Below are 23335 nucleotides of genomic sequence, written 5' to 3' on the forward strand. Positions count from 1 at the left end.
AACAATCCTTGTGTCAAAAATCCGACAAACTATTTAAACGATTGTTGTTTCAAGGCCTCAATTGAAGCGGATATTTAGTATTAAAAAAACAAAAAACATCACTAATCTTGTGCATCTGCGCCACAGCGTGGTGCAGTTTATTTGCTTGTTCTTATAGAGAGGAAAAAAACTTTATAAACATCTTGTAGATTTTTCCTTTGATGATATTGTAGTGGTTATTGAGATTAAATGTAAGATATTTTATTGACGTTTTATCGATAAAACGTTTACGATATGATGCATAGGGAGAGCAAATCATGTTTGGCTTAATTCAAAACAGGCTAGTCTTGAAGCAAAAATACGAAGTACGCCATGGCGTGTTTGCGGGTTTGCGTGCTCTTGCGGCGGTGTTTGCCTCGGTGGCTTGTGCTCATGGCCTGGCTGCAGAGCTGGAAATACGGTTTGCCACGGCTTATGCAGCAGACAATTTCCAGACCATGAATTTGCAGCAGTTTGCCAGGGAGGTAAACAATGTCGCCGGCGGGCAGTTGAAGATGGCTGTTTTCCCGGCGGGTACTTTATTAAAGCCGGCGCAGATATTTGTCGGTGTCACGGAAGGGAAGGCTGAGGCCGGTGAAGTCATCATGTCCAGCCTGGCCAAGGAAATACCGGTGTTTGGTGTTGATTCACTACCTTTTACAGTGAGGGGATATGAAGATGCCTACCAGTTATGGATGGCGTCGAAGCAGGAAGTGGAAAAAGCCTTGAACAAGCGGGGACTGAAATTGCTGTACTCCGTACCCTGGCCGCCGCAAAACCTGTATTCAAGAAAGCCGTTGACTTCGCTGGCAGATTTCAAGGGTATGCGCATGCGCAGTTATAACCCGGCCAGTGAAAGGATTGCTGAGCTGGCGCAAGCCAGTGCCGTACCTATACAGGTGATTGACCTGGAAAAAGCGATTGCCAGTGACAGGTTTGACCTGATGATCACCTCAAGCTGGACCGGTGTCGAAACCAAAGCCTGGAGCAAGATGCAGTACTACTATCGTGCCAACGCCTGGATACCAAAGAACATTGTTTTTATCAGTAATAAGATATTTTCCAGGCTTGATGCCGACATACAGGGAAAGATCATGCAGGCGGCCGAGCAGGCAGAAAAGCGTGGCTGGGACATGAGCAGGGATAGTGATGCAGTCTATGAAAACCAGTTGCGTAGCAACAAGATCAAGGTCGACAGGGTAGACGCCATGCTAAGAAATAATCTCGACAGATTAGGTGAACAATTTGTCCGGGAGTGGTTGAAAACAGCCAGCAATGAAGAAGTAGCGATTTTATTGAAATACACGACCGAAAGGTCGATGAAGTAAATCCCGGTAAGGCTTCACATCTTGTAAAAATTTTGTGAAGCAATAGCAGGGGCAGGTGTAAAGCAGCATCGTCACAAGTAGCACAACGGCTCTCCAAACAGGCATCAGGAGAGGGCTTACATTCAATTAAATTGGAGCGTTTAATAATGTTTAAAAATACCATCAAAAAAATTGCCCGTGCCGGATTACTGGCCAGCCTGGGACTGAGTTTTTGCTACTCCGCCTATGCACAGCAAGAGATCAAGATTGGCGTCATCTACCCCTTGTCAGGGGCAGCGGCCTCCTCCGGCAGTGAAATGAAGAACGCCCTGGAACTGGCTGCTGACATCGTCAATAATGGCGCCAAGAATATTCCCAACCTGCCTTTCTCCAGCGGCGGTGGCTTGCCTAATCTGAAGGGCGCTAAGATCAAGCTGGTATTCGCCGATCATCAGGGCAACCCGCAAGTTGGTGCGACTGAAACTGAGCGCCTGATTACTCAGGAAAAAGTCGTGGCCGTGGTCGGCGCCTATTTCAGTAACGTGACGGCGACATCCAGCCAGGTGGCTGAAAAATATAAGATTCCTTATGTAAATCCCGAATCGTCTTCTTCAACACTGACGCAACGTGGCTTCAAATGGTTTTTCCGTACCACCGCTCATGACGACCTGTTTGTTCATAACTTCTTTGATTTCTTCAAGGAACTGGAAGCCAAAAAAGGCATCAAGGTCAAGCAACTCGCGACCTTCAATGAAAATACCTTGTGGGGTAATGAAACCACCAAGCTTGAAACCAAGCTGGCCGGTGAGAAAGGCTATAACCTGGTCAAGACTATTGTCTACCCGGCCAAGAGTACACAACTGACTTCTGAAGTGCAGCAATTGAAGGCATCCAACCCGCAAGTGGTGATGCAGTCGTCCTACCTGGGCGACGCCATCATGTCGATGAAAACTTATAAGGAACTTGGCTTTTCACCTGAAATGATCCTGGCCAATAATGCCGGCTTTACTGATACGGAATTCCGTCGCACCCTGGGCAAGGATTCTGATTACGTCATTACCCGCGAAGTCTGGTCGCCTGACCTGGCAAAGAATAATCCGCTGATCAAGCAAGTCAATGACCTGTTCAATGCCAAATACAAAATCGACTTCACTGGCAATTCCTCCCGTACCTTTACTGGCCTGATGACCCTGGTCGATGCGATCAACCGCGCCGGTTCCACCGAGCCGGAAGCAATCCGCAAGGCACTGACAGAAACCAATATCCCTGCCAGCAAACTGATCATGCCATGGAAAGGCGTCAAATTTGATGAGCACGGTCAGAACATCCTGGGTTCCGGCATCCTGGTGCAGATCATCGACGGTAAATACAACACTGTCTGGCCCTTTGACCTGGCAACCAGGGATGTCGTCTGGCCCATGCCTAAATGGGATCAGCGTAAATAATGTGGTCGGACAGGTATAACAACAAGTAATGAAAATGCAATGATAGACCTGGTATGCCAAATCGCGAGTCAGTGCGAAGTGGCTTGCCAGGACTGAGCGGATCAAATAAAGAAACTGCCTGGCGACATGTTCACCAGATTTCAGTTTTACATATAGGAAGTGGGAGGAGCTTATGTCCCTTGAAATACTCATACAAACCCTGGCGTCCGGGATCTTGATAGGCCTGATCTATGCGCTGGTGGCGATTGGTCTGACACTGATTTTTGGTGTCATGGATATCGTCAATTTTTCACATGGCGAATTCCTGATGTTCGGCATGTACTCCAGTTTCTGGATGTACTCGCTGTTTGCACTGGACCCCATGTTTACGTTACCGCTGACGGCGCTGTTCCTGTTTGCGCTTGGCGTGATGCTGTACAAGCTGATCATCAAAAAGATCACCAATGCACCCATGCTGTCGCAGATATTTACAACTTTCGGCCTGATGATGCTGTTCCGTGGTCTGGCGCAGTTCTTCTGGAAACCTGATTTCAGGACCGTTGATCATTCCATCGTGTCAGGATCCATGCAGATCTTTGGTATTCAGGTTGGCACTCCGCAAGTAACAGCCGGTATCGGCGCCATACTGGTCACGGCAGGGATTTACCTGTTCCTGACCAAGACTCGCGCTGGTGCGGCACTTGAAGCGACCGCCGCCGACAAGGAAGCAGCACAACTGATGGGTATCGATTCACAAAAAATGTTTGCCATGGCCTGGGGCATAGGTGCAGCCTGCGCCGGCGTGGCCGGCGCCCTGCTGTCGACCTTTTTTCCCATCTTCCCTGAAGTTGGCGCCAATTTTATTCTGATTGCTTTCGTCGTCGTCAATCTTGGTGGTTTTGGCAGTGTGATTGGCGCCTTGTTTGCCGGAATCATCGTCGGCGTGATCGAAGTCATGGGCGGGTTCCTGATAGGGCCGCAATACAAACTGGCCCTGGTATTGAGCCTGTTCCTGGCTGTGCTGATGTTCCGTCCGCAAGGACTGATGGGTAAGCAATAACGTAAGAAATAAGGTGGAAATATGAATATTCAAGAAAAGACAGCGATCTCGGCGCAGGAGTTGCTGGCTCCGGATTCGCATGGCAACTCCTCGGTGAAATACATACTCCTGGCGCTGGTCGTGGTGTGTGCTTTGCTGGTTCCTGTTGTCGTGAAAGACCCTTCACATCAAAATCTGGCTATCCTGATACTGATGGCGGCACAACTGGGCGTGGCCTGGAATATCGTAGGCGGCTATGCGGGACAGGTATCACTAGGGCACGTCGCCTTTTATGGTTTGGGTGCTTACACCTCGACATTGCTGCTGACACAATGGGGCTTGAATGCCTGGCTGGCAATGTTGTGTGGCGGTATTCTGGCAGCCCTGATCAGCCTGGTCATAGGCTGGTCCTGTTTTCGTCTCAATGGCCACTACTTTGGCATGGCAACCATTGCCGTTGCAGAAATCATCCAGATCATTTTCACCAACTGGGAATACGCGGGGGCCGCGGTCGGTCTGACCATACCCATGGACCAGCAAGGCTGGGGTAGTATGATTTTTGCTGACAAGGAGCCGTATTACTACATCGCATTGGGCTTGCTGTTACTGACCTTGTTGACTAATTACTGGATAGAGAACAGCTATCTGGGCTATTACTTCCGGGCCATCAAAGATGAACCTGATGCTGCGCGCAGCCTGGGCATCAATCTCAGTCGCTATAAACAGATCGCTTTTGCTGTCAGCAGTTTTTTTACTGCGGTGGGTGGCAGCCTGTATGCACAAAAAGAGCTGTATATAGACCCGGGTTCTGTCCTGCATACCGGTCTGTCCATCAAGATGGCGCTGGTTTCCATCCTCGGCGGTGTCGGTACGCTGCTTGGCCCGGTAATAGGGGCGGGTGTGTTGACTTTTATTGAAGAAGGCACACGTGCCCTGTTTGGTGGTTCAGGCCGTGGTACTGATCTTGTCATCTATGCGGCATTGATCGTTGTGATTGCCGTGTACTACCCGACCGGTGTGATGGGCTGGATCAAACAATTCTTTGCGCGCAGAAAAGCTGTGCAGGCACAGCAGGTAAAAGACGCAAAAGGAGAAACAGCATGAGCTTGTTGCGAGTAGAAAGCGTCAGCAAACGCTTTGGCGGCATTACTGCCAACCAGGATGTGTCTTTTGAAGTCGGCGCCGGCAAGATCGTCGGCCTGATCGGCCCCAATGGCGCTGGCAAGACCACGATGTTCAACTGTATTGCCGGTTATGCACCGCCGACCACGGGTGAAATCTGGATGAATGACATCAAGGTATCGGGCATGACGCCGGAACAATGTGCCCGCGCCGGCATAGGCAGGACGTTTCAGGTGGCACGCACCTTTACCAGCATGACAGCACTGGAAAATGTCATGGTCGGTGCTTTCCTGATCAACAAGAATGTTGCTATCGCCAGGGAAAGTGCGGCAAAGCTGTTGAACTTTGTCAATCTTGGCCAATTCAAGGACAAGCCGGCCGGCAGCATGACTATCAGTGAACAGCGTCGCCTGGCCGTAGCCCGTGCACTGGCTGTCAAGCCACGCCTGCTGCTGATGGATGAAGTGATGGCTGGCCTGAATCCGACAGAAGTCAGAGAGACGGTAGACGTAGTCCTGAAGATACGGGAAGAAGGTATTTCCTGCCTGATTGTCGAACACGTGCTGGAAGGTATCATGCCGATTGCAGATGCCATCGTAGTACTCGATTATGGCAAAAAAATTGCGGAAGGCAGCCCTGACGAAGTGTCCAACGATCCCAAAGTGATCGCTGCCTACCTGGGAGATGAATGATGCTGCAAGTAAGAAATTTAAAAGTCAGTTACGACGGTGTACTCGCTTTGTCCAAGGTGGATATCGACGTGGAAAAGGGCAAGATTGTTGCCCTGGTCGGTGGCAATGGTAACGGCAAGTCCACCACACTGCGTGCAATTGCCGGTTTGAATGCTGCTGACGATGGCCAGATCGTCTTTGATGGCAAGCCTCTGGAAAAAATCCCGGCCAGCAAACGTGTTGGTCTGGGCCTGTCACTGGTACCGGAAGGACGGCGCATTTTTGCTCGTCTGACCGTAGAGAGAAATTTGCAACTCGGCGCTTACACCCGGCGCGATGCAGATGAGGTGGCTGAATCCATCGATACCATGTATGGTCTTTTCCCCATATTGAAAGAGCGACGTTACCAACTGGCCGGCACCATGAGTGGTGGTGAACAGCAGATGCTGGCGATAGGGCGTGGCCTGATGGCTAAACCCAAGTTGCTGCTGCTTGATGAACCGTCCTGGGGGATTGCGCCAAAGTTTGTGACCAAGGTGCTTGACACCATACAGCTGATCAATGAGCAGGGTATGTCGATTTTGCTTGTAGAGCAAAATTTGCACAAGGCGCTGGCCATCGCTCATCATGGCTATGTGATACAGACGGGCCGTATTGTCATGCAGGGTACGGGGCAAGAGTTGCTCAATAACGAAGACGTCAAGAAAGCCTATCTGGGGGTATGACATGCAACATGCTTCTTTGAGTGCCAGCCAGGTACGTGCCCTGTGCCGTAGTGGCGAATTCAGCGGATCAACTGCGGGCATGGCTGCAGGCCATGTCCAGGCCAACCTGATGATGGTGCCGCGCGAACATGCTTTTGATTTCTTGCTGTTCTGCCAGCGCAATCCCAAGCCTTGCCCTCTGGTGGAGGTGATGGATGCTGGGCAGTTTGAAGCCCGTTGTGCGCCTGGTTCAGACATACGCAATGATATTGGCGCATATCGTATCTATGAACATGGGCAACTGGTCAGGAAGGTGGCTGAGATTCATACTTACTGGGAGCAATACCAGCAAGAGGGGCTGGTCAGCTTTTTGCTCGGGTGCAGTTTTTCATTTGAGTCCGCACTGATAGAGGCGGGCATTCCCTTGCGCCACATACAGCAGCAAAAAAATGTGGCGATGTATCGCACTAGTATTGCCTGTACCCCTGCCGGTCGCTTCAGCGGCAATATGGTGGTCAGCATGCGGCCGGTAAAAAGCCGGGATGTTGCCAAGGCAGTCGAAGTATCGGCACGTTTCCCGCGTGTACATGGCGCGCCTGTGCACATAGGTAATCCGATGGCGATTGGAATACACGACCTGTCGCAACCTGATTATGGCGATGCAGTTGTCTTGCTTGATGATGAGCTGCCGGTATTCTGGGCTTGCGGCGTGACACCGCAATATGTGGCTGAATTGAGCAAACTGCCTTTTTGCATCACTCATGCACCAGGGAAAATGTTCGTCACTGATTTGTTGACCAGCGACGCTGCTGGCAACTGATCAAGGCAGACGCCAAGCCAGGACTTTATTTGAGGGGCGGATACATCATGAAAAAATTATTGGAAACTTGGAAAATAGGTCATCGTCTTGGCCTGGGTTTTGGTTTTGTGATTTTATTGATGCTGGTTCTCACAGTCACCGGGGTAACGCAACTGGCGCGCGTCAACCAGGGCGTGGACTTGATCAGCAAGGATCTGTATCCCAAGACGGCCATTGCCAATCGCATCAAATCTGATCTTGATCACATTGCACGCAGCATGCGCAGCTTGCTGCTGCTTTCCACTTTACCGGAACGCAAAATAGAGCAGGATGCCATCGACAAGGCGGGCAAGCAGATAGACCTGGATTTGACGCAATTTGGCAAACTGGCCAGTTCAGAACAGGAAAAAAAATTGTTGCAGGCGGTACAAGCCGCCAAAGCAAAATACCAGCCTGTGCTGGACAAGTTCCTGAAACTGGTGCTTGACAATGAAGTAGAGCAGGCCAAGGACCTGGTCCTGCCCGAGATTGCGCCTTTGCAGGATCAATACCTTAATACCCTGGATAAACTGGTGGAGTGGCAGTCGGGCCTGATGGAAAGCAGCGGCAAGGATGCTGCTTCCATATCTGCTGCTGCCAAGACCCTGATGATTGTATTGATGGCCGGTGCTGTTGTGGTGGCGATACTGATTGCAGTGATGACAACCAGGACCATTACCACACCCCTGCAAACCGCCATGCAGTTTGCAGGGGAGGTTGCCAGTGGTGACTTGCGCACCAATATTAAAGTCAGTCGTGAGGATGAAACCGGTCAATTATTAGCCTCCCTTAACCAGATGAGCCAGAGCCTGACGGAAACGGTAGGGCAGGTCAGGCAAAGCGCAGAAAAAATCAATATCGCTTCCAGGGAAATTGCCAGTGGCAATCTGGATTTATCAAATCGTACCGAGCAACAGGCTTCTGGTCTGGAAGAAACTGCCGCCTCCATGGAGCAATTGACGGCAACCGTAGGGCAAAACGCAGAGAATGCCTTGCAAGCCCATCAACTGGCAGACCGTGCATACAGCAACGCCAGCAAGGGTGGCCAGGTGATAGGCGAGGTTGAACAGACCATGGGGGCGATCAAATCCAGTTCCAACAAGATAGTAGACATTATTGCGGTCATCGACGGCATCGCCTTTCAAACCAATATCCTGGCTCTGAATGCCGCGGTCGAGGCGGCACGTGCTGGTGAAAATGGCCGTGGTTTTGCCGTAGTGGCTGCGGAGGTTCGTAATTTGTCGCAAAGATCAGCCAGCGCCGCCAAAGAGATCAAGGCATTGATCGCCAGTTCAGTGGAGCAGGTTGATACGGGTGGCAAGCTGGTCGTGGATGCCAGTAATACCATGCGCGACATCGTTACCTCGGTACAGCATGTGGCTAACATCATCAGCGAGATCAGTTCGGCCAGTCGCGAGCAGAATACCGGTATTCTCCAGGTCAACCAGGCGATCAGCATGATGGATCAGATGACACAGCAAAATGCCGCTCTCGTTGAACAGGCAGCGGCGGCAGCCGGCAGCATGCGCGAAGAAGCAGCGCAACTGCTCGCTACGGTGGCTGTGTTTAAATTGGAGGAGGACGCTTTGCTTGCGTCAACAAGAGCGACATCTCCAGCGAGAATGCTGGCTCTGCCGGCATAACATGCAAGTGACATATGGCCATGCCGCAGCCATGCGAAATCACAGAAATTGACATCGTCAGGGTCTTTTCTAGTGGCGGGGCTTGAGGTAAATACGACAAAAATGATGAAATATCGAGTTTTTATTGATAATTTATTGGAAATAACCTGAAATTTCAAATGAAAAAGTTAAAATTAAGCAGGCATTCTGTAAGGAATTTGTTTAATTTATTTTGTAAAGTGTCATTATGTCCACGACGAAACCAGCCAAGAAAACCAGCCTGGGCACGCCGGCTGCACCCCGTGTCCCTATCGTTTCTTCCTCCCATCTGGCCGAGGGCAGGAGTGCAGAATTGAGTGAATTTGAATTCGGCATGATCATTGCCAGCAATGCCTTTAACCGTTGGGCGGTCAGATGCATGGCGGCGGTAGGCATGAAAGACATGACCATCACGGATGTACTGGTGCTACACCATATCAACCACCGTGCGAGGGAAAAAAAACTGGCCGATATCGCCTTCATCCTCAATATTGAAGATACCCATATCGTCAATTATTCCCTGAAAAAGCTGCAAGCCCTGTCACTGGTGCAGACAGAAAAACGCGGCAAGGAAATCCTGTATGCCACCAATGACGCTGGCCGTGAAGTCTGTCGTCGTTATTCGGAAATACGTGAACAGGTACTGGTGTCGGCGCTGACCGGCGACGGTACGGAAAGTTTTGAACTGAGTGAACTGGCCCGCTTCCTGCGGGTACTGTCAGGACTGTACGAGCAGGCAGCCAGGGCGGCTACTTCGCTGTAATACAGCTTGATCCTCATTTTACCCGAGGTATTGCCCTCTCCAAAGGGGTTTTTGTGAGGCTTTCATGCCTCACTTTTTTTGTCCATTATTTATTTGCCTGTGTTGGCGAGAGGACGTGAAGTCCTGTAGCTTTACTGGCCGATCTGCCTGCCTTTCTGGCGATTCTTTCTGGTGGCGATAGCGACCACCACCAGCACAAACTTCAGCAACATGAAGAGCATGAACAGGCTAATGGCGAGCGGCAGGATCGTGACAGCGAATGCCAGTGCCAGGCAGGCGAGCAGTAATTGTGGTGCGGGTAATTGCATCAGCCAGCGCCAGACCTGGCGTAACAGATAGGCAAATTCATGGATGGCTTGTTTAAAGATGATGCTGAACTGTTCGGTCTGGTCGAATTTCATGCTTGTTCCCCTTTTATGTTTAAGTGCTGCGTTTCGGTAGTTACAGATTACGCCACGAGGTATCCATATGCAGCAAAGATGCGACGAAATGCCGGATTACAGGGTTCAATGGCTAACTTTACTGCTTGATTTCCAGACACTGTAAGCAATTGATAATTCATGTTAGCCATTGTTTCGCTGGCTGCACAAAAGGGTTTCCCAAGGTACAATGAAAAATCGCCTGTATTTCTATTGCCATCATGACTGATCAAAAGAATGCCGAGTTTGCTTTCCTGGAAGCTTTTACTGCAGAGTTGTCTGCAAAAAAACTGGTTTTCCCGACGTCTTTGGGAGCCACCATGAAGATCAGGAAAGCATTGAGTCAAGCCGATATTTCTACCGACATGGTGGCGCGTATCATCGGTACCGAACCTGTGTTATCTGCCAAAATTTTGCATCTGAGTAACTCCGCCAGTTTTAATCCCCAAGGCAAGAAAATTGGTGATTTGAAAAACGCTACAACCTTGCTCGGCTTTTCTGCTGTTCGCAATATTGCGATATCCATAGGCATGAAGCAGCTGGCCGAGAATAAATACAATGGCAGTCTGTCGACCCAGATGGATGGTCTTTGGCGCCGCAGCCTGCGGGTGGCTGCTCTGTCCATGGTGATTGCGAGAAAACATACCAGGCTCAGTGCTGACAAGGCCATGCTGGCCGGTTTACTGCACGATATAGGCAAATTCTATATCCTGAACAGGGCAAATCATTACGTTGATCTGTTTTCCACTGAAAAAGCATTGTGGGAGGTGATAGATCGCTGGCATGCCAGTATAGGTAGCGCCATACTTGAAGATTGGGAAATTTCTGACGATATACGTGTCGCGGTGATGGATCACCGTGAACATAATCCTGGTCCTGCACACAAAGTGGGCTTGATTGACGTTGTTGCCGCTGCTGATTTTCTCGATGCACATTTCGTTGAAAATACGATAGACCAGCTTGACTGGAGTACGGTACCGTCGAGCTTCAGGCTACTTGACATTGATAAAGAAAACATCGACGAGCTGATGGCAGAAACCAGGACAGAACTTGCCCTGGTTCTCAAGGCGATCAATTAAGCAGGTTTTTCAAACGCTCATGTCCGGCGCGGCTGATGGGCACCTGTGCGCCATTGTGCAAGACTGCAACCTGACTGTCCTTGCTGGCTTTTTCTATGCTTTTCAGTGCTGCCAGCGATAATAGAAAAGAACGGTGCACCCTGACAAATCTTGCCGCATCAAGCTGGGCTTCCAGCTCAGACAGGCTTTGTGTCTTCATATATGACTTGCCAGCCGCATGGATAAGAATGTAGTCGTCCTGCGCTTCTACATACTCTATGCTGTCAAGAGCCACTACGTGTACCTGGCCGCGATCACGTATCAGCAAACGTTGCATTTTTTCGCCTTGTTCACTTATCAGCTGACTTAGCGCTTGTGTAGCGGGGATACCAGATGTTTCTGCTGACAACAGTTTGCGCGCCTTGGTCAGAGCCTCATCGAAACGCTGCTGGGAATAAGGCTTCAGTAAATAATCGACTGCATGCAGATCAAAGGCCTTCAGTGCATATTGATCATAGGCTGTCGTGAAGATAACGCCGCTACGTCTGCCAGTCACTTCCAGTACTTCCAGGCCGGACAATTCTGGCATCTGTATGTCAAGCAAAATCAGGTCAGGATTGAGTTTCTGGATGGCGTCAACTGCTTCGACGCCGGTCTCACACTCTCCTGCGATGATAATATCGCTGTGCGTCCGCAGGTATTCCATTGATAATCTGCGCGCCAGTTCTTCATCATCAACAATCAAGACTTGCAGTGGCTTATTCATTATTATCCCGTTCAAATGGCAGCGCCATTTCCAGTATGAATTCTTCGTTGTTTTGTTGCCAGCTTACCCTCGCCTGCTCACCATAAAGCGCAAAAAAACGCTGACGCAGATTGCTTAAACCCAGGCCATTGCCAGTGCTATTGGCTGGAGTTATTGCTACGGGGTTGCGGACAGAAACATGCAGCCAACCATCGCGTTGCAATGCATGGATGCGGATCGTGCCGCCCTTGGGGAGGTTGCGTATGCCATGCTTGATGGCGTTTTCAAGCAAAGGCTGTAATATCATAGGTGGTATCAGTGCATGTCCCGCTTCGGGATCGATCTGCATCTCGGTCATCAGCTTTTTGCCAAAGCGAATCTTTTCAACCGCAAGAAAATTTTCACACAGACGCAGCTCTTCTTTCAAACTGATTTTTTCCTGTTCAGCAATTGCCAGGGTCTGGCGGAAAAAATCGGCAAGGGCAATTGTCATGGTCCTGGCTGCGGCAGCGTCAATGGCCGTCAGTGCACTGATTGAATTAAGGCTATTGAACAAAAAGTGCGGGTCGATCTGCGAGCGCAATACCTGCAATTCTGCATCTCTCGCCAACAGGCGCGATGCCGCTTCCCGCCTTTCTGCTTCACGTATATTGTGAAAGGCGATATAGACATCAAAGGCCAGCAGGGCCAGCAGATAAGACGCGAATCCCGCCAGGAAAAAAAGGACAGACAAATGCGGGGACATGTTCAGCACCGGCATGTCTTCGCTTGCTGCTGCCAGGGTCTTGTTCCAGCCATAACAGATGCCCAGCCAGCCGAGACCGGATATCATTGCCGCCGCCGCAAACACCATGACAGCAGTACTGAAGCTGCGCTGATGTATGGGCAGGGAGCGACACACAAAGTATGCTGACGATGCCAAAAAACCACAAAGCAGGGCGAGCGGCAGGGCGAACAACAGTGCATAGGTCCAGTTTGTCAAATCCGCCGCCACCAGCAGCCTGGCGATGAAAATGCCGGTCATCAGCCAGGCAGCGATGTAGACCAGCAGGCGACGCGAATCTGACAGTATGGGATGCATGCTAGCCTTTAATTCAGGATTTCCACACCACCCATGAGGGCGTAGCCTTTGATATATAGCTTTTTGGTGCTCACCATCGGTGGTACTGTTTTGTCGTCGAAACCGCCAAGTATGGGCGACCCATGCGAGATAACTGTCCAGTCATTCGGCACCTTGAGGACGATGCCGCCCCACATGGCAAATACATTCAGGGTTGCTTCTGACTGTATCGATGCGCTGCGCAGATCCAGTTCAACTCCGCCCATGATGGCGTTGATTTCGCCACCACGAAAGTCCTGGGTGCTGTTTTGTAATTTGTTCCCACTCATGACGGCCACGATATTGCAGACACTGTCCTGATTGGTGCTCGAGCTGCCCAGCAGGTTTTCGGTGCCGGTGCCGACTCTGTCCTTGAAGATCACCATCAAGCCTGCGAAAATCAGGAATATCGGCCACCAGTCGCGCATGCGGAAATAGATAATGCCCATATGATGCAATATCAGCAAAGCACCAAGGCCGACAAAACCGCAACCGATGACGTATCCGGCCGTGGTTTCGCTCTTCGATATCTTCAACGCACCGACGAAGATGAAGACCATGGGCCAGAAATGGAAGATGTCGCGCATATTGAAAATGTTCAGATTGTCTATCAGAGCAGCCGCACCGAAGATCAGTAGCAAGGCACCAACCAGAATGCGCCCCTGTGGATTATTGTTGTTCATGATAATTTTCCTGATGTTGAATTGGTCGTTGAGATGAGTCAGGCTTGACGGGTTTTATTCTTGTTTTTCTTTCTTCGTCAGCAGACCGCCAACCAGATGCTGTACGCCAAAGGCAATCAGCAACAGCGGCCAGCTGGTACGGAAATTCCAGCCCCATACCTGTTCTATTGATACATACAGCCAGAAGGCAAATACCAGGTTGAAGAAACCTTTGGCAATGTGTTCGGGTTTGCGTGGGCTGATGATATCGACCAGACCGCTCAGGGCAATCATGACCGGCAGCAGGAACCAGTATTCAAATGCCTCGATCAGGCCCATGTGATCCATCAGAAAGATGCAGCCGGCGACGATAAGCGTCAGTCCGAAAAACAGATTGCCTTTGCTATGGCCTTTTTCAGCGAAACGACGAGACATACAATTTCCTTTCAATGAGTCAGAACTTCGACGGTTTTGTTCCGTGAAGTCAAGATACTGAAAGTATGGCGATTTGTCGCTGTCATTTCGGCGAATGACAGCCCTTGGTCGGTAATTGACGAAGCCGGAATAAAATCCAGCCAGGCGCTTGATATGATGAAGCTAGCTTAGTAACTGAATGAAGTGTTCTGCTGTGCGCACAACGCGCTTGGACTCTGAACCGAACAGGTCATGCGTTTCCTGAACGATAAACTCATTCGAGCCTTTGGTGCAATAAAGTAGTCCGCGAAAATTCGTGCCCAGATAGGCGAACGGCGTCAGTTTCGTCTTTACGGGCGTATCATTGCCTATCAGGGCGCGTAATTTGCGCTCTACATCGTAAAGATTTTTTTCATCAAGGCTGACGGTGGCCCCTTTGGGGGTAGGGAAGGTCGTCTGAAACGAAGGGGTTTGCCCCATGGGGTTTCTGAAGGTGATTTTGATGCCCAGTTTCAAGAACTTGGACACGGCAGTAAAGTCATTTTCATCGTACATGGCAAAATCCCGCAAGGTCCCTTATAAGCAGATCAGGCGGCTACCAAGCATGTTGGCAGCACTACAAGATGAGGAAAGATTGCCAGAAATCAGACTTTAGCACAACTTTTCTTCAAGGAAATGTGGGCCAAAACAACTGAAATCAAGATTGATCAAAAACGATAGCCCTTGGCCATCAGCACGGCACCAAGCAAGATCACCGCAACACCAGCCAGTTCCAGTTTCAAAATACTTTTGATATTTTGTGCCTGTCTCGGCGTGAGTTCAGGTAATTGATTCTGTTTCAGCGATTTTCCCCAGCGCAGGAAGATGATCGTTGGATAAGCTGACAGCAGGCCGACCACCGCAAAGGCAGTCATTTTTAGCATGAAGGTGGGGTTATGCAGGTAATATTCAGGCCCTTTTTCAAAATACATGACGCGCAATATCCCTAGGACGATGATCAGCATGGCGCACAGGCCATAGACCGCGTCGATCGCGCGCAGGCTTTTTGCAGAAGCCAGGCTAAAAGGTTGATACATCAGGACCAGTTCTGCCAGCAAAGTGCTGACGATCGTAAAGGCAGCAAGATGGTGCAGAAAAGCGACTAGCATATTCATTTGACTGACACTCCGGCAGGTTAAATGAGGTGGGCTTATGCTGGGCGGCGCATGCACAAGTTTGCAGAAAGTGTAGTCGTTCTGCTTAATGTTTGCAGCAGGCAAGCGATGAGTCGGAGGAAAAAAAGCGCCAGACCCGGCAAATCTGGCGCGAACTGCTCGTTACACAGTTGAAAACGGATAAATCAGTCGTGGGACTGATCGCAGACTTGCATGCTGTATTTATTGAAATTTATTGCAAGGCTTCACAGAGGGGAAGGCTTAGAGCTTGCAATATGTTTCCCTGCTTGTCCTGGGCAAATGCCAGCACCGACAGGTTTTTCTTTCTTGCATTGGCAGGCAGGTTTAGTTGTGCGGCATGGCTGGCCGGTTTCCCGGGGAGTAGCTGGTAAGTATCGTTCCATTCCCTGGCGACAAAATCGTGCTGCAAGGTGGCGCCGCGATTTTCACCTGCCTGTACCTTGCTGATGATGCCTTGTTCTACCAGGGCAAAATACAGGCGGGCTTCCTGCATGCTATTGCCTTGCAGGGTGATGTAGAGCTTATTGTCGGCCAGTCTTTCTATGCCCAGATGCAGCGAAGCTCCTGCCGGTTTTTGATTGATGCGCCTGACATCATCGACCATACCGTTGCGCCAATTGCGCAACTCCTTGCCAGCCATGAAGATTTCAGGGGTGTAGACCGTCCGGGCGCCAGCCAGGTCTGCCAGGCTTCTTTGCCGGTCGGTATAGGTTTTTTTTGCAAAGATGTCTTTCCAGCCCAGATAGTCCCAGTAATCGACATGCAGGGACACTGGTATCACCTGGTCGATATTGAGGCCACTGCTTTGATGCAGATGACTGACGGTTTTATCGGCGGGTGGACAGCTGTCACAACCTTCAGACGTATACAGTTCCAGCAAGGCGACGGTGTATGCAGGGCTGTTCTTGCTACAGATTTCTGCTGCTGACAAATTGGCGGCAATACCAGTCAGCAGACCGATCAAAATCAGGGTTTTCATAAGCTGTATTCCACATATCGATACATCTTGGTCGCAGCAGGACGGAAAAGCTTACATTAACTGTTCAAATATTTTTCTGCACCAGTTTCTTCCAGTCTGCATAGGTTTGCGGCACGCGGCTGTCAGCTACCATGATGCCCGCCAGGCTATGTCTGATGGCTTGCAATTCATCGTCAGGTGTGGCGAATTGCTGATGTACAGGCAGGCTCAACAGGCTGTCTTGCAAGGTATGGAGGTCCAGTTCAGGATAGGATGGTGCAAGCTGACTGGCTGTTTTGTGCAGCAACTGCTCTAGTGGTGTTGGCAGGCCTGTCTTGAGTGCATAGACGATCAGGTTGTAGCTATCAACAGAGCGAGCCCAGCACACCTGTCCCGTATATTGCCTGCGCAGGCGGCTCAGCATGACTGCCAGGGCGCTAGGTTTGCCCCAGACATTGGCGACCATCACGCCACCGCTGGTCAGATTGTTGTGACAGGTGGCATAAAATTCTGCGGTATTGAGTTCTGCCACCAGGCCCTGTTCGTCATAGGCATCAAGCAAGAGCACATCGGCCTGGTAGCGCTCTTCCTGCAAATGGCGGATGGCGTCGCAATGGATGACGCGCAGGCGCTCACTATCTGGGGGGAGGGCGAATTGTTCTCGCATGGCGATGACATCGGCATTGATTTCCAGCACGGTGATACGGCAGTCAGGCAGGTGACGCAGGCAATACTTGACCAGTGAGCCGCCACCGAGGCCTATCAGCAAGATATGCGCTGGCCTGGGGTGGAATAGCAGAAACCCCATGACGGCGCGCGAATAAGCACATACCAGTTCGTCAGGCGCGTCCAGCTTCATCGCGCTTTGCATGCATTTGGGGTTCAGGTACATCATGCGCAAATTGTCGTCATCGACAAAGAAAGGACGACCTTGCCCGGCTTTGTGCAATGCCTCCAGTTTTTTCATATGCGCCAGTTCGGCGCCGGACGGCCTGTTCAAGAACAGGCTGGACAAACTCTTGCGCGCTTTCGTCATGATGGTATCTGTGATTGCTTGAATGATCAGGCAGCCAGTTGTGCTTTCAATGCGGCGATCTGGCTTTGCAAATCAGTATTTTCTGCCTGCAGACTCAGGACTTGCTGGCGCAGGGCCGCTACTTCATCCAGGGCCGGCGCATGGCTGACACTTTCTTCTTCCGGTTGTATTGCCGGACTTGGGGGAGCAGGTTTTGCCGGGGTTTTTTGTTCGCGTACTTTTTCCCTTACCTGTCTGGCCGCCTGTTGCAATTCCTTACGGCCGCCGGCCACGGCAGCGACTTGTTCGTTACTTGGCAGGGATGCCACCGCTGCGGCTGCACTGATGGAAATAGTACCATCGCGTACAGCCTGTACCAGTTCCGGTGCTGCAGTTTTCTGGATTTTTTCTATCTGTACGACAGCACTGCTGCTGATGCCTGCCAATCTGGCGATTTCCTGACGGCTCTGGGTAGGCTTGATGACAGGGATGGCTACTTCGCTTTCAGCCTGCTCAGGTGGTGCCTGCTCTTCCTGTGCCTTCATGCGGTTGACGATGATTTCTTTCTTGCGCAGGGCCAGCATGCCACGCTGGAAGTCAGATACGCTGCGACGTGCCAGATGATTGTCTATCATCCATAATTGCACATCTTCTATTGTTTCGAAGTTGTCATTTTGTACAATTTTGTAGGGCAGGTTGTGGCGCTGGCAAATCGCATAGCGATTATGGCCATCGATCAGCACTTCACCCCAGCAGACCAGGGCGTCACGGCAACCTTCTGTCAGTATGCTCCGCTCCAGTGCGGCGTATTCATGCTCAGTCAAAGGATCTATATAGGCGCGCAAGGCCTCATGGATGATGATACTCATACAATCTATCTTCACTCTATATGTTCGCGGAAGGCGGCATTGTAGCCGAGAATAGCCCCATCCCTGTTGTTGGCGGGTAGCACGTGTACAATACTTGTCTTTCTTGCGGGGTATCCGCATTATTTTCTCTATACTGAGAATCAGACTTGCCAGGGATGCAAAACCCATTTTGGATGAATCCGGCAGTTTTCAACATCACTTCATGACAGACAGGAAAAACCAGCATGATGACTTATGAAGAGTATCTGGATGAAGTCACGACTTTAATGACAGAAAAATTTGACCTCAGCGACGAAGACGCGATCAAGCATGTCATGCGTGCCCAGGCTGCCGACTTTTTTACCCTGCATGACGATATTCCCAGCATGCGTACGCAAGAGCGGGCAGAGCAGGATGCCCAGACGATCTATGATCAACGTAACAAATCGCGTGGACACACCCCGTCAGCCAGGAGTGGAAAAAATATCAAGTCTGGCAAGCCGCGCAAAGCATGAAGACACCAAAGCGCCTGCAAGCCTTGCAGGAAGAGGGCTTGATTGACGAAGTAATGCGTCAGCTGATGAGTGGCAAAGAAGCCACTGTCTATGTCGTCCGATGTGGCGACGAAATACGCTGTGCCAAGGTTTATAAAGAGGCCAGTCAACGCAGCTTTAAAAACGCCGCCTCCTATCAGGAGGGGCGCAAGGTCAAGAACAGCCGCCAGGCGCGCGCCATGGAAAAAGGCACGCGCTACGGTCGCAAGATGCAGGAAGAGGTCTGGCAAAATGCCGAGGTTGACGCCCTCTACAAACTGGCTGCTGCCGGTGTCAGGGTGCCCAGACCATACATCTGTCATGAAGGCGTGCTGCTGATGGAACTGGTCACTGATGCTGCAGGCAATGTAGCGCCACGCCTCAACGATGTCGAATTGTCGGCGGAACTGGCCTTGCAATACCATGACCAGCTTTTGCACCAGGTGGTGCTGATGTTGTGCGCCGGTGTAATCCATGGCGATTTGTCTGAATTTAATATACTGCTTGATGATCAGGGGCCGGTGATCATCGATCTGCCGCAGGCTATCGATGCCGCCAGCAATACAGAAGCGCAAACCTTGCTGGAGAGAGATGTCAACAATCTGGCGACTTATTTTTCCCAGTTTGCACCACAACTGGCCGGTACACGCTATGGCAAGGAAATCTGGAAACTCTACATGGCAGGCAGTCTGACACCGGATGCAGTCCTCACGGGCAAAGTGGAAGAGAGCAAGCGTCCAGTTGATCTTGCTGCTGTCATGGACGAAATAGAATCAGCCATTCTTGAAGAAAAAGAGCGCCAAAGACGTTTGATGGAAACGTAGCTGCCGGTGCAAAGTGAAAAAATGTTTCCGCAACCGGGCAGATTCAGGCAACCTGGGAACTCTTGCGGGCAGGTCAGGTCTCTTCTTTGATGTCTTCGCATGAGATCTACGGTTTTTGCAGGAACAGACAGCTTTCAGGCTCACTGCATAATGTTTTTACAGGAGAATTTGCATGATAAAAGGTAGTTGTTTTCATCTTCGCCATGTCAGAAAAGAGGACCTGCCGGTTTTGCTGGACTTGATGAACCACCCCGATGCCAAGGGGGATTACCTTTCGCTGGAATTGATGTTGCCAGGTGTGCTGGAAAAAAAAATTGAAGAGGAGTCCCGTTCAAAAGAACACTATGAAACGTTTCTGATCATCGATGAAAACAACAATATGATCGGCCGTGTATTTCATTTCAAAACAATCCCGTACTTTAATGCCAGGGAGATAGGCTATGGGCTGTTCACCAAAAACCTGCATGGCAGAGGCATCGTGACCGAGGCAGTCAAACTGCTGACCGATTACCTGTTCAAGACCATGCATATCAACCGCCTTGCAATTCATATGAATATCGGCAATCTGGCATCAGAAAAAGTCGCCATCAATTGTGGCTATACCAAAGAAGGCATTGCCCGCGGCGCCATCTTCACGCGTGGAAGACATGAAGATATCGCCATGTATGCGCTGCTCAGACATGAATGGGAACAATTGGCTTGGGCGACACCAGGGAAGTGAACCAACACCTGCAAAACCTGGCTGATACAGGTATAGCCGTCGGGTTAAGCTATGGCCGACAACGGATGACTATGCGGTCATGTGCATGTTCGTTGAGCAGGGCAACAGAAACCGGGCTGCCGTCACCAATTGGTTTACCGTCAGGTGCATGGGCAGCTTGAGAAGCTAACAGTGTCAGTTTTTCGTAGCAACCTGGGCACCTCGTACCAAGCTATTTTTTGATGGGATAGAATTTTTGCAAGGCCATATTGATTTTCTGCATTTGCTCAAGTGACACATCTTTGCTGCAGACGATATAGCGGTTCAGTCCAGCTGGCATGCCAGGCAAATCCATCTGCGTGGTCAGGCGCAGACTGTCTTCCTTGTCCTTCAGGAATTCCCAGTCTTCCCGGTCGATGAACATGTATGAGGCGCGATTGGCGCCGACCATGCGCGCCATGATCATCGGTAAGGTGGTGCTGCGTTCTATCTTGTTCTTGCTGCTCTTGATCATTGCATCAAGCTCGGGCCCATAGGACACGGCATCGACCACTCCCAGGGTCAGGGTTTCATCTTTCATCAGTGATTTCAGATTTTTGTGTGCGGCCACCTGCTTGCTCGCAAGCGGGCTGACCAGCAAGGTATGTGGCGGATCGGTGTGAAACACGTCGGAAAACTGCACGATACCTTCTCTCTCCGGTATCCGGTACCAGCCAAAAGAACAATAATTCTTGCTACCGGTGGAAAAATTGCTCCAGATGCGTTTTGCCGGTTCTTCTACAAAACGATGCGGCAATTGTGTCGCACTGAAGACTTGCTTGGCGCGTTCCAGCAGGATGCCTTTCTCTGTACCGTTTTCAAGGTACTGATGCGGTGGTTTGATACGCCAGGCTACCGTGATGGCATCATCTGCCATTGCGGTCTGAAGTGGTAATAGCAGGCTTGCGCCCAAAGCCAGGAGATAGTGTTGCATGATGATGCTGTTGATATAGTTAATTTATTCTATGCGATCAACGGCAATGCAGGCGTATTGCTGGCGTAAAGTTGGGTTAATTATGTCACTTTGTCGAACTATTTGCGCCGAAGCAACAAGTACAATAAAAAACCGCAACAGCTTGCGCTGCTGCGGTGAGTCGCGAGGTTCAGAATTCAGAACGACTTATTGACGAACCCGCTTCTTGGCGCCGGTTGCCGAGCTTGATTTTGCCTTGTATGCCGGTTTGGTTTCCGCATTGGGGAATGCAGGTGTACCTGCCTTGAGCTTGTTTGTTACGGCAAAAGGGAATTTGACTGCTGATTTTTTCTCAGCGGTTTTGTCTGCTACTTCAGCTTTGGCCGTTTCAGCTTTCGCGCTGGTAGACGGTGAGGTTTTTTTCGCTGCAGGTACGACAGCTGGTTTTTTCTCGATGGATTTGTCTGCTTTCACAACTGCTTCTGTCACCGGTGCAATAACTGGTACGGCTGCCGTCAGGGATTTGTCTGTTTCAGTTTTGGTCGGGGTGACAGTTTGATCTGCTGGCTTATCTATCTTTGCCGGTGTGGCTTTTTTAACTGCTGCCGGTTTGGCAACGGTTTTTTTGGCTGATGTGGTCTTGGCTTCAACCAGGGCAAGCGGTTTATCTTTTGCCAGTGATTTTGCTGCTTTTTTACCTGTGGCAGGTTTGGTTTTGACTTCAGGCTCTGCAAGCAAGGTCAATTGTTTGGTCGCTGCAATGGGTTGCGCTGCAGGTGGTTTTTTGCTGACAGGTTTAGTTTTTTTGACTGCATCTGCTTGAGCAGGGCCAGGTGTAACGACAGAGTTCGTCGTGATCGGGGCATGGCTCACCGCTTGCCAGATACCGGCCCGGGTATCACGGCTGATACTGGCCAGCTCACGACTGTAAGACAGCAGTTTTTCCAATTCAGGCTGTGCATGCGTGCGGCTAAATTGCAGTAGTTCTTGTGGCTGTTTAACAGCCAGCAATTCCCGCCTGAACTGGTCGGCGTTGTCGATTGATTGTTTGGCAATCGACAAATTCAGGGCGATCAGTTTTTCCAGGCCGCCGAATGTCGATAGCGAGAATGCCTGGAAAAATGCGATCTGGGAGGCAATCTGGTTCTGGGCAGCAGATGATATTTGTTCTGTAAGCAAAGACATGGAACTCTCCAGAGTGGAATGGTAAGCCGTTGGGGGCATGTCCTGTTTTGGACATGGCGATCTAAAATGTTGGCGCAATGCAGCATGCAATATGTCCGCATGACATGTATATTTAATTGTAGCGGTATTCTATCGCCAGACTGCTTAATTTGTAAGCATTATTTTTGCACTGCAATATAAATATTGCTTTTGACTAAAAACTGATTTGCGATGACGTCTGGCTAAACTACAATTTATCATCCTTTGTTAATATTGAAACAGACACCATGCAGAACCTGGCTGACACCCCCAAAGCAGATAGCTTGACCGAGATACGGCAGTTATTGCGTGACTTCGTCGATGAACGCGACTGGGCGCAGTTCCATACGCCAAAAAACCTGGCCAGTGCGCTCAGCGTTGAGGCCGCAGAGTTGCTGGAGATTTTTCAATGGTTACCTACAGGGCGAGGCGGTGAATTAAGCGAGCAGGCCAGGGCTGCGGCGAGGCATGAACTGGCTGATGTGATGAATTACCTGGTCATGCTGGCAGACAGCCTTGAGGTTGATCTGCTGGTCGCCTGCAAAGAAAAAATCGCCTTGAATGCCAGGAAATACCCTGTATCACAAGTCCACGGGGATGCCAGGAAGTACACAGAATACTAAGTTCTGCAAAATCAAGGCAAATCAGCACAGGATGGCGCCGTCATTTGCCGCCAGTATCATCTGGTCTTTTACCGCTGCCTTCCAGTTTGTAGAACAGCAGGCACATGGCAGGTGCAAAAATCAGCCAAAGAAAAATAGTCCACATTTGCGACTGTTTTTCGCCGGAAGTCGGTAGGGCCAGATAGGACTTGCCCGGATCAGATTTGAGCACATATACCTTCAGCGGTGTGCCTGGCAACAGCTCTGATGGCTTCTTGCCTGTCATCCTGAACACATGATGGGCTTCGCAACGACTGCAAATCGGCGAGATGCTGTCACTGCTTCTCTCTGTCCCGTTGAAGTCATAACTATAGGTAATTTGTATCAGTTGCTTGTTGTAGCTGCCATTGACGACATAGCCGGGGTTGTTGTCGACCTCATGGACCATTAATACGACTGCACCTTCCACCTGCTCGAACTCATCGGCAGAGATACGCATGGCATTGAATTTTTGCAGATTATCGACACCCAGATAAAGTGAAAAGAGGGCGAAGATAATGACAAGGGTTCTGACTATCATG

At 50.3% G+C, this 23335-nt stretch carries 27 protein-coding genes; 14 read left to right on the forward strand and 13 right to left on the reverse strand.

Going from position 1 to position 23335, the window contains the following annotated elements:
• Nucleotides 1-296: 296 nt before the first annotated feature.
• From LZ463_RS11940 to LZ463_RS11985, 9 genes are all read left to right on the forward strand, one after another.
• Nucleotides 297-1346 (forward strand): TRAP transporter substrate-binding protein, encoded by a 1050-nt coding sequence (locus tag LZ463_RS11940; RefSeq protein ID WP_241455875.1) that lies wholly within the window; start codon nucleotides 297-299, stop codon nucleotides 1344-1346.
• Nucleotides 1347-1492: 146 nt separating this feature from the next.
• The gene (locus LZ463_RS11945) at nucleotides 1493-2770 is read left to right on the forward strand and encodes an ABC transporter substrate-binding protein (RefSeq protein WP_241455876.1); all 1278 of its coding nucleotides are present in this window, start codon (nucleotides 1493-1495) and stop codon (nucleotides 2768-2770) included.
• 172 nt (nucleotides 2771-2942) lie between these two features.
• Nucleotides 2943-3809, forward strand: a complete 867-nt coding sequence (locus LZ463_RS11950) for a branched-chain amino acid ABC transporter permease (RefSeq protein ID WP_241455877.1) — start codon at nucleotides 2943-2945, stop codon at nucleotides 3807-3809.
• 21 nt (nucleotides 3810-3830) lie between these two features.
• Complete coding sequence (locus LZ463_RS11955; RefSeq protein WP_241455878.1) at nucleotides 3831-4892, forward strand: branched-chain amino acid ABC transporter permease; 1062 nt, start codon at nucleotides 3831-3833, stop codon at nucleotides 4890-4892.
• Nucleotides 4889-5602 carry an ABC transporter ATP-binding protein gene (locus tag LZ463_RS11960; RefSeq protein ID WP_241455879.1) on the forward strand — a complete coding sequence of 238 codons (714 nt, stop codon included), beginning with the start codon at nucleotides 4889-4891 and terminating at the stop codon, nucleotides 5600-5602. The genes LZ463_RS11955 and LZ463_RS11960 overlap by 4 nt, the downstream gene beginning before the upstream one ends.
• A complete protein-coding gene (locus tag LZ463_RS11965; protein ID WP_241456125.1) occupies nucleotides 5602-6306 on the forward strand; it encodes an ABC transporter ATP-binding protein in 705 nt (234 codons plus the stop codon). Before LZ463_RS11960 ends, LZ463_RS11965 begins: the two co-directional genes overlap by 1 nt.
• A gap of 1 nt (nucleotide 6307) precedes the next feature.
• Nucleotides 6308-7105, forward strand: a complete 798-nt coding sequence (locus tag LZ463_RS11970) for a putative hydro-lyase (RefSeq protein WP_241455880.1) — start codon at nucleotides 6308-6310, stop codon at nucleotides 7103-7105.
• 47 nt (nucleotides 7106-7152) lie between these two features.
• On the forward strand, nucleotides 7153-8766 hold the full coding sequence (locus LZ463_RS29085; RefSeq protein ID WP_277624035.1) for a methyl-accepting chemotaxis protein: 1614 nt from the start codon (nucleotides 7153-7155) through the stop codon (nucleotides 8764-8766).
• 226 nt (nucleotides 8767-8992) lie between these two features.
• The gene (locus LZ463_RS11985; protein ID WP_241455881.1) at nucleotides 8993-9547 is read left to right on the forward strand and encodes a winged helix DNA-binding protein; all 555 of its coding nucleotides are present in this window, start codon (nucleotides 8993-8995) and stop codon (nucleotides 9545-9547) included.
• A gap of 131 nt (nucleotides 9548-9678) precedes the next feature.
• Here LZ463_RS11985 and LZ463_RS11990 read toward each other — a convergent pair whose 3' ends face one another.
• The gene (locus tag LZ463_RS11990) at nucleotides 9679-9948 is read right to left on the reverse strand and encodes a hypothetical protein (protein WP_241455882.1); all 270 of its coding nucleotides are present in this window, start codon (nucleotides 9946-9948) and stop codon (nucleotides 9679-9681) included.
• 239 nt (nucleotides 9949-10187) lie between these two features.
• Here LZ463_RS11990 and LZ463_RS11995 point away from each other — a divergent pair, with 239 nt between their 5' ends.
• Nucleotides 10188-11045 (forward strand): HDOD domain-containing protein, encoded by an 858-nt coding sequence (locus LZ463_RS11995; RefSeq protein ID WP_241455884.1) that lies wholly within the window; start codon nucleotides 10188-10190, stop codon nucleotides 11043-11045.
• Here the strand turns inward: LZ463_RS11995 and LZ463_RS12000 are convergent.
• The 9 genes from LZ463_RS12000 to LZ463_RS12040 all read right to left on the reverse strand — a co-directional run bounded on the left by LZ463_RS12000 (nucleotide 11038) and on the right by LZ463_RS12040 (nucleotide 17961).
• The gene (locus LZ463_RS12000; RefSeq protein WP_241455886.1) at nucleotides 11038-11790 is read right to left on the reverse strand and encodes a LytR/AlgR family response regulator transcription factor; all 753 of its coding nucleotides are present in this window, start codon (nucleotides 11788-11790) and stop codon (nucleotides 11038-11040) included. The genes LZ463_RS11995 and LZ463_RS12000 overlap by 8 nt on opposite strands.
• A complete protein-coding gene (locus tag LZ463_RS12005) occupies nucleotides 11783-12850 on the reverse strand; it encodes a sensor histidine kinase (RefSeq protein ID WP_241455888.1) in 1068 nt (355 codons plus the stop codon). Before LZ463_RS12005 ends, LZ463_RS12000 begins: the two co-directional genes overlap by 8 nt.
• Nucleotides 12851-12858: 8 nt before the next feature.
• A complete protein-coding gene (locus LZ463_RS12010) occupies nucleotides 12859-13551 on the reverse strand; it encodes a LiaI-LiaF-like domain-containing protein (protein WP_241455890.1) in 693 nt (230 codons plus the stop codon).
• Between the two features lie 54 nt (nucleotides 13552-13605).
• The gene (locus LZ463_RS12015; protein ID WP_241455892.1) at nucleotides 13606-13965 is read right to left on the reverse strand and encodes a LiaF transmembrane domain-containing protein; all 360 of its coding nucleotides are present in this window, start codon (nucleotides 13963-13965) and stop codon (nucleotides 13606-13608) included.
• A 162-nt stretch (nucleotides 13966-14127) separates the two neighbouring features.
• Nucleotides 14128-14499 (reverse strand): hypothetical protein, encoded by a 372-nt coding sequence (locus tag LZ463_RS12020; protein ID WP_241455894.1) that lies wholly within the window; start codon nucleotides 14497-14499, stop codon nucleotides 14128-14130.
• A 152-nt stretch (nucleotides 14500-14651) separates the two neighbouring features.
• Complete coding sequence (locus tag LZ463_RS12025) at nucleotides 14652-15098, reverse strand: DUF2214 family protein (RefSeq protein ID WP_241455895.1); 447 nt, start codon at nucleotides 15096-15098, stop codon at nucleotides 14652-14654.
• A 232-nt stretch (nucleotides 15099-15330) separates the two neighbouring features.
• Nucleotides 15331-16098: a DUF1223 domain-containing protein gene (locus LZ463_RS12030; RefSeq protein ID WP_241455896.1), complete on the reverse strand. Its 768-nt coding sequence runs from the start codon at nucleotides 16096-16098 to the stop codon at nucleotides 15331-15333.
• 64 nt (nucleotides 16099-16162) lie between these two features.
• Nucleotides 16163-17113, reverse strand: coding sequence for a fused MFS/spermidine synthase (locus LZ463_RS12035; protein ID WP_241455897.1), 951 nt, complete (start codon nucleotides 17111-17113; stop codon nucleotides 16163-16165).
• A gap of 26 nt (nucleotides 17114-17139) precedes the next feature.
• The gene (locus LZ463_RS12040) at nucleotides 17140-17961 is read right to left on the reverse strand and encodes a ParB N-terminal domain-containing protein (RefSeq protein ID WP_241455898.1); all 822 of its coding nucleotides are present in this window, start codon (nucleotides 17959-17961) and stop codon (nucleotides 17140-17142) included.
• A gap of 224 nt (nucleotides 17962-18185) precedes the next feature.
• Between LZ463_RS12040 and LZ463_RS12045 the strand changes: the two genes are divergently transcribed.
• The 3 genes from LZ463_RS12045 to LZ463_RS12055 all read left to right on the forward strand — a co-directional run bounded on the left by LZ463_RS12045 (nucleotide 18186) and on the right by LZ463_RS12055 (nucleotide 20018).
• Nucleotides 18186-18455, forward strand: a complete 270-nt coding sequence (locus LZ463_RS12045; protein ID WP_241455899.1) for a hypothetical protein — start codon at nucleotides 18186-18188, stop codon at nucleotides 18453-18455.
• Complete coding sequence (locus LZ463_RS12050) at nucleotides 18452-19297, forward strand: PA4780 family RIO1-like protein kinase (protein ID WP_241455900.1); 846 nt, start codon at nucleotides 18452-18454, stop codon at nucleotides 19295-19297. The genes LZ463_RS12045 and LZ463_RS12050 overlap by 4 nt, the downstream gene beginning before the upstream one ends.
• 172 nt (nucleotides 19298-19469) lie before the next feature.
• Nucleotides 19470-20018 (forward strand): GNAT family N-acetyltransferase, encoded by a 549-nt coding sequence (locus tag LZ463_RS12055; protein ID WP_241455901.1) that lies wholly within the window; start codon nucleotides 19470-19472, stop codon nucleotides 20016-20018.
• A 211-nt stretch (nucleotides 20019-20229) separates the two neighbouring features.
• Here the strand turns inward: LZ463_RS12055 and LZ463_RS12060 are convergent, their stop codons facing one another.
• On the reverse strand, nucleotides 20230-20970 hold the full coding sequence (locus LZ463_RS12060; RefSeq protein WP_241455903.1) for a hypothetical protein: 741 nt from the start codon (nucleotides 20968-20970) through the stop codon (nucleotides 20230-20232).
• Nucleotides 20971-21156: 186 nt separating this feature from the next.
• Entirely contained in the window at nucleotides 21157-22134 is a 978-nt protein-coding gene (locus LZ463_RS12065; protein WP_241455905.1) for a phasin family protein, read from the reverse strand.
• A gap of 266 nt (nucleotides 22135-22400) precedes the next feature.
• Between LZ463_RS12065 and LZ463_RS12070 the strand changes: the two genes are divergently transcribed.
• Complete coding sequence (locus LZ463_RS12070) at nucleotides 22401-22775, forward strand: nucleotide pyrophosphohydrolase (protein WP_241455907.1); 375 nt, start codon at nucleotides 22401-22403, stop codon at nucleotides 22773-22775.
• A gap of 40 nt (nucleotides 22776-22815) precedes the next feature.
• Here LZ463_RS12070 and LZ463_RS12075 read toward each other — a convergent pair whose 3' ends face one another.
• Complete coding sequence (locus tag LZ463_RS12075) at nucleotides 22816-23334, reverse strand: DUF3592 domain-containing protein (RefSeq protein ID WP_241455908.1); 519 nt, start codon at nucleotides 23332-23334, stop codon at nucleotides 22816-22818.
• Nucleotide 23335 lies beyond the last annotated feature (1 nt).

The sequence above is a fragment of the Undibacterium paludis genome (assembly GCF_022568815.1).
Classification (GTDB): Bacteria; Pseudomonadota; Gammaproteobacteria; order Burkholderiales; family Burkholderiaceae_D; genus Undibacterium.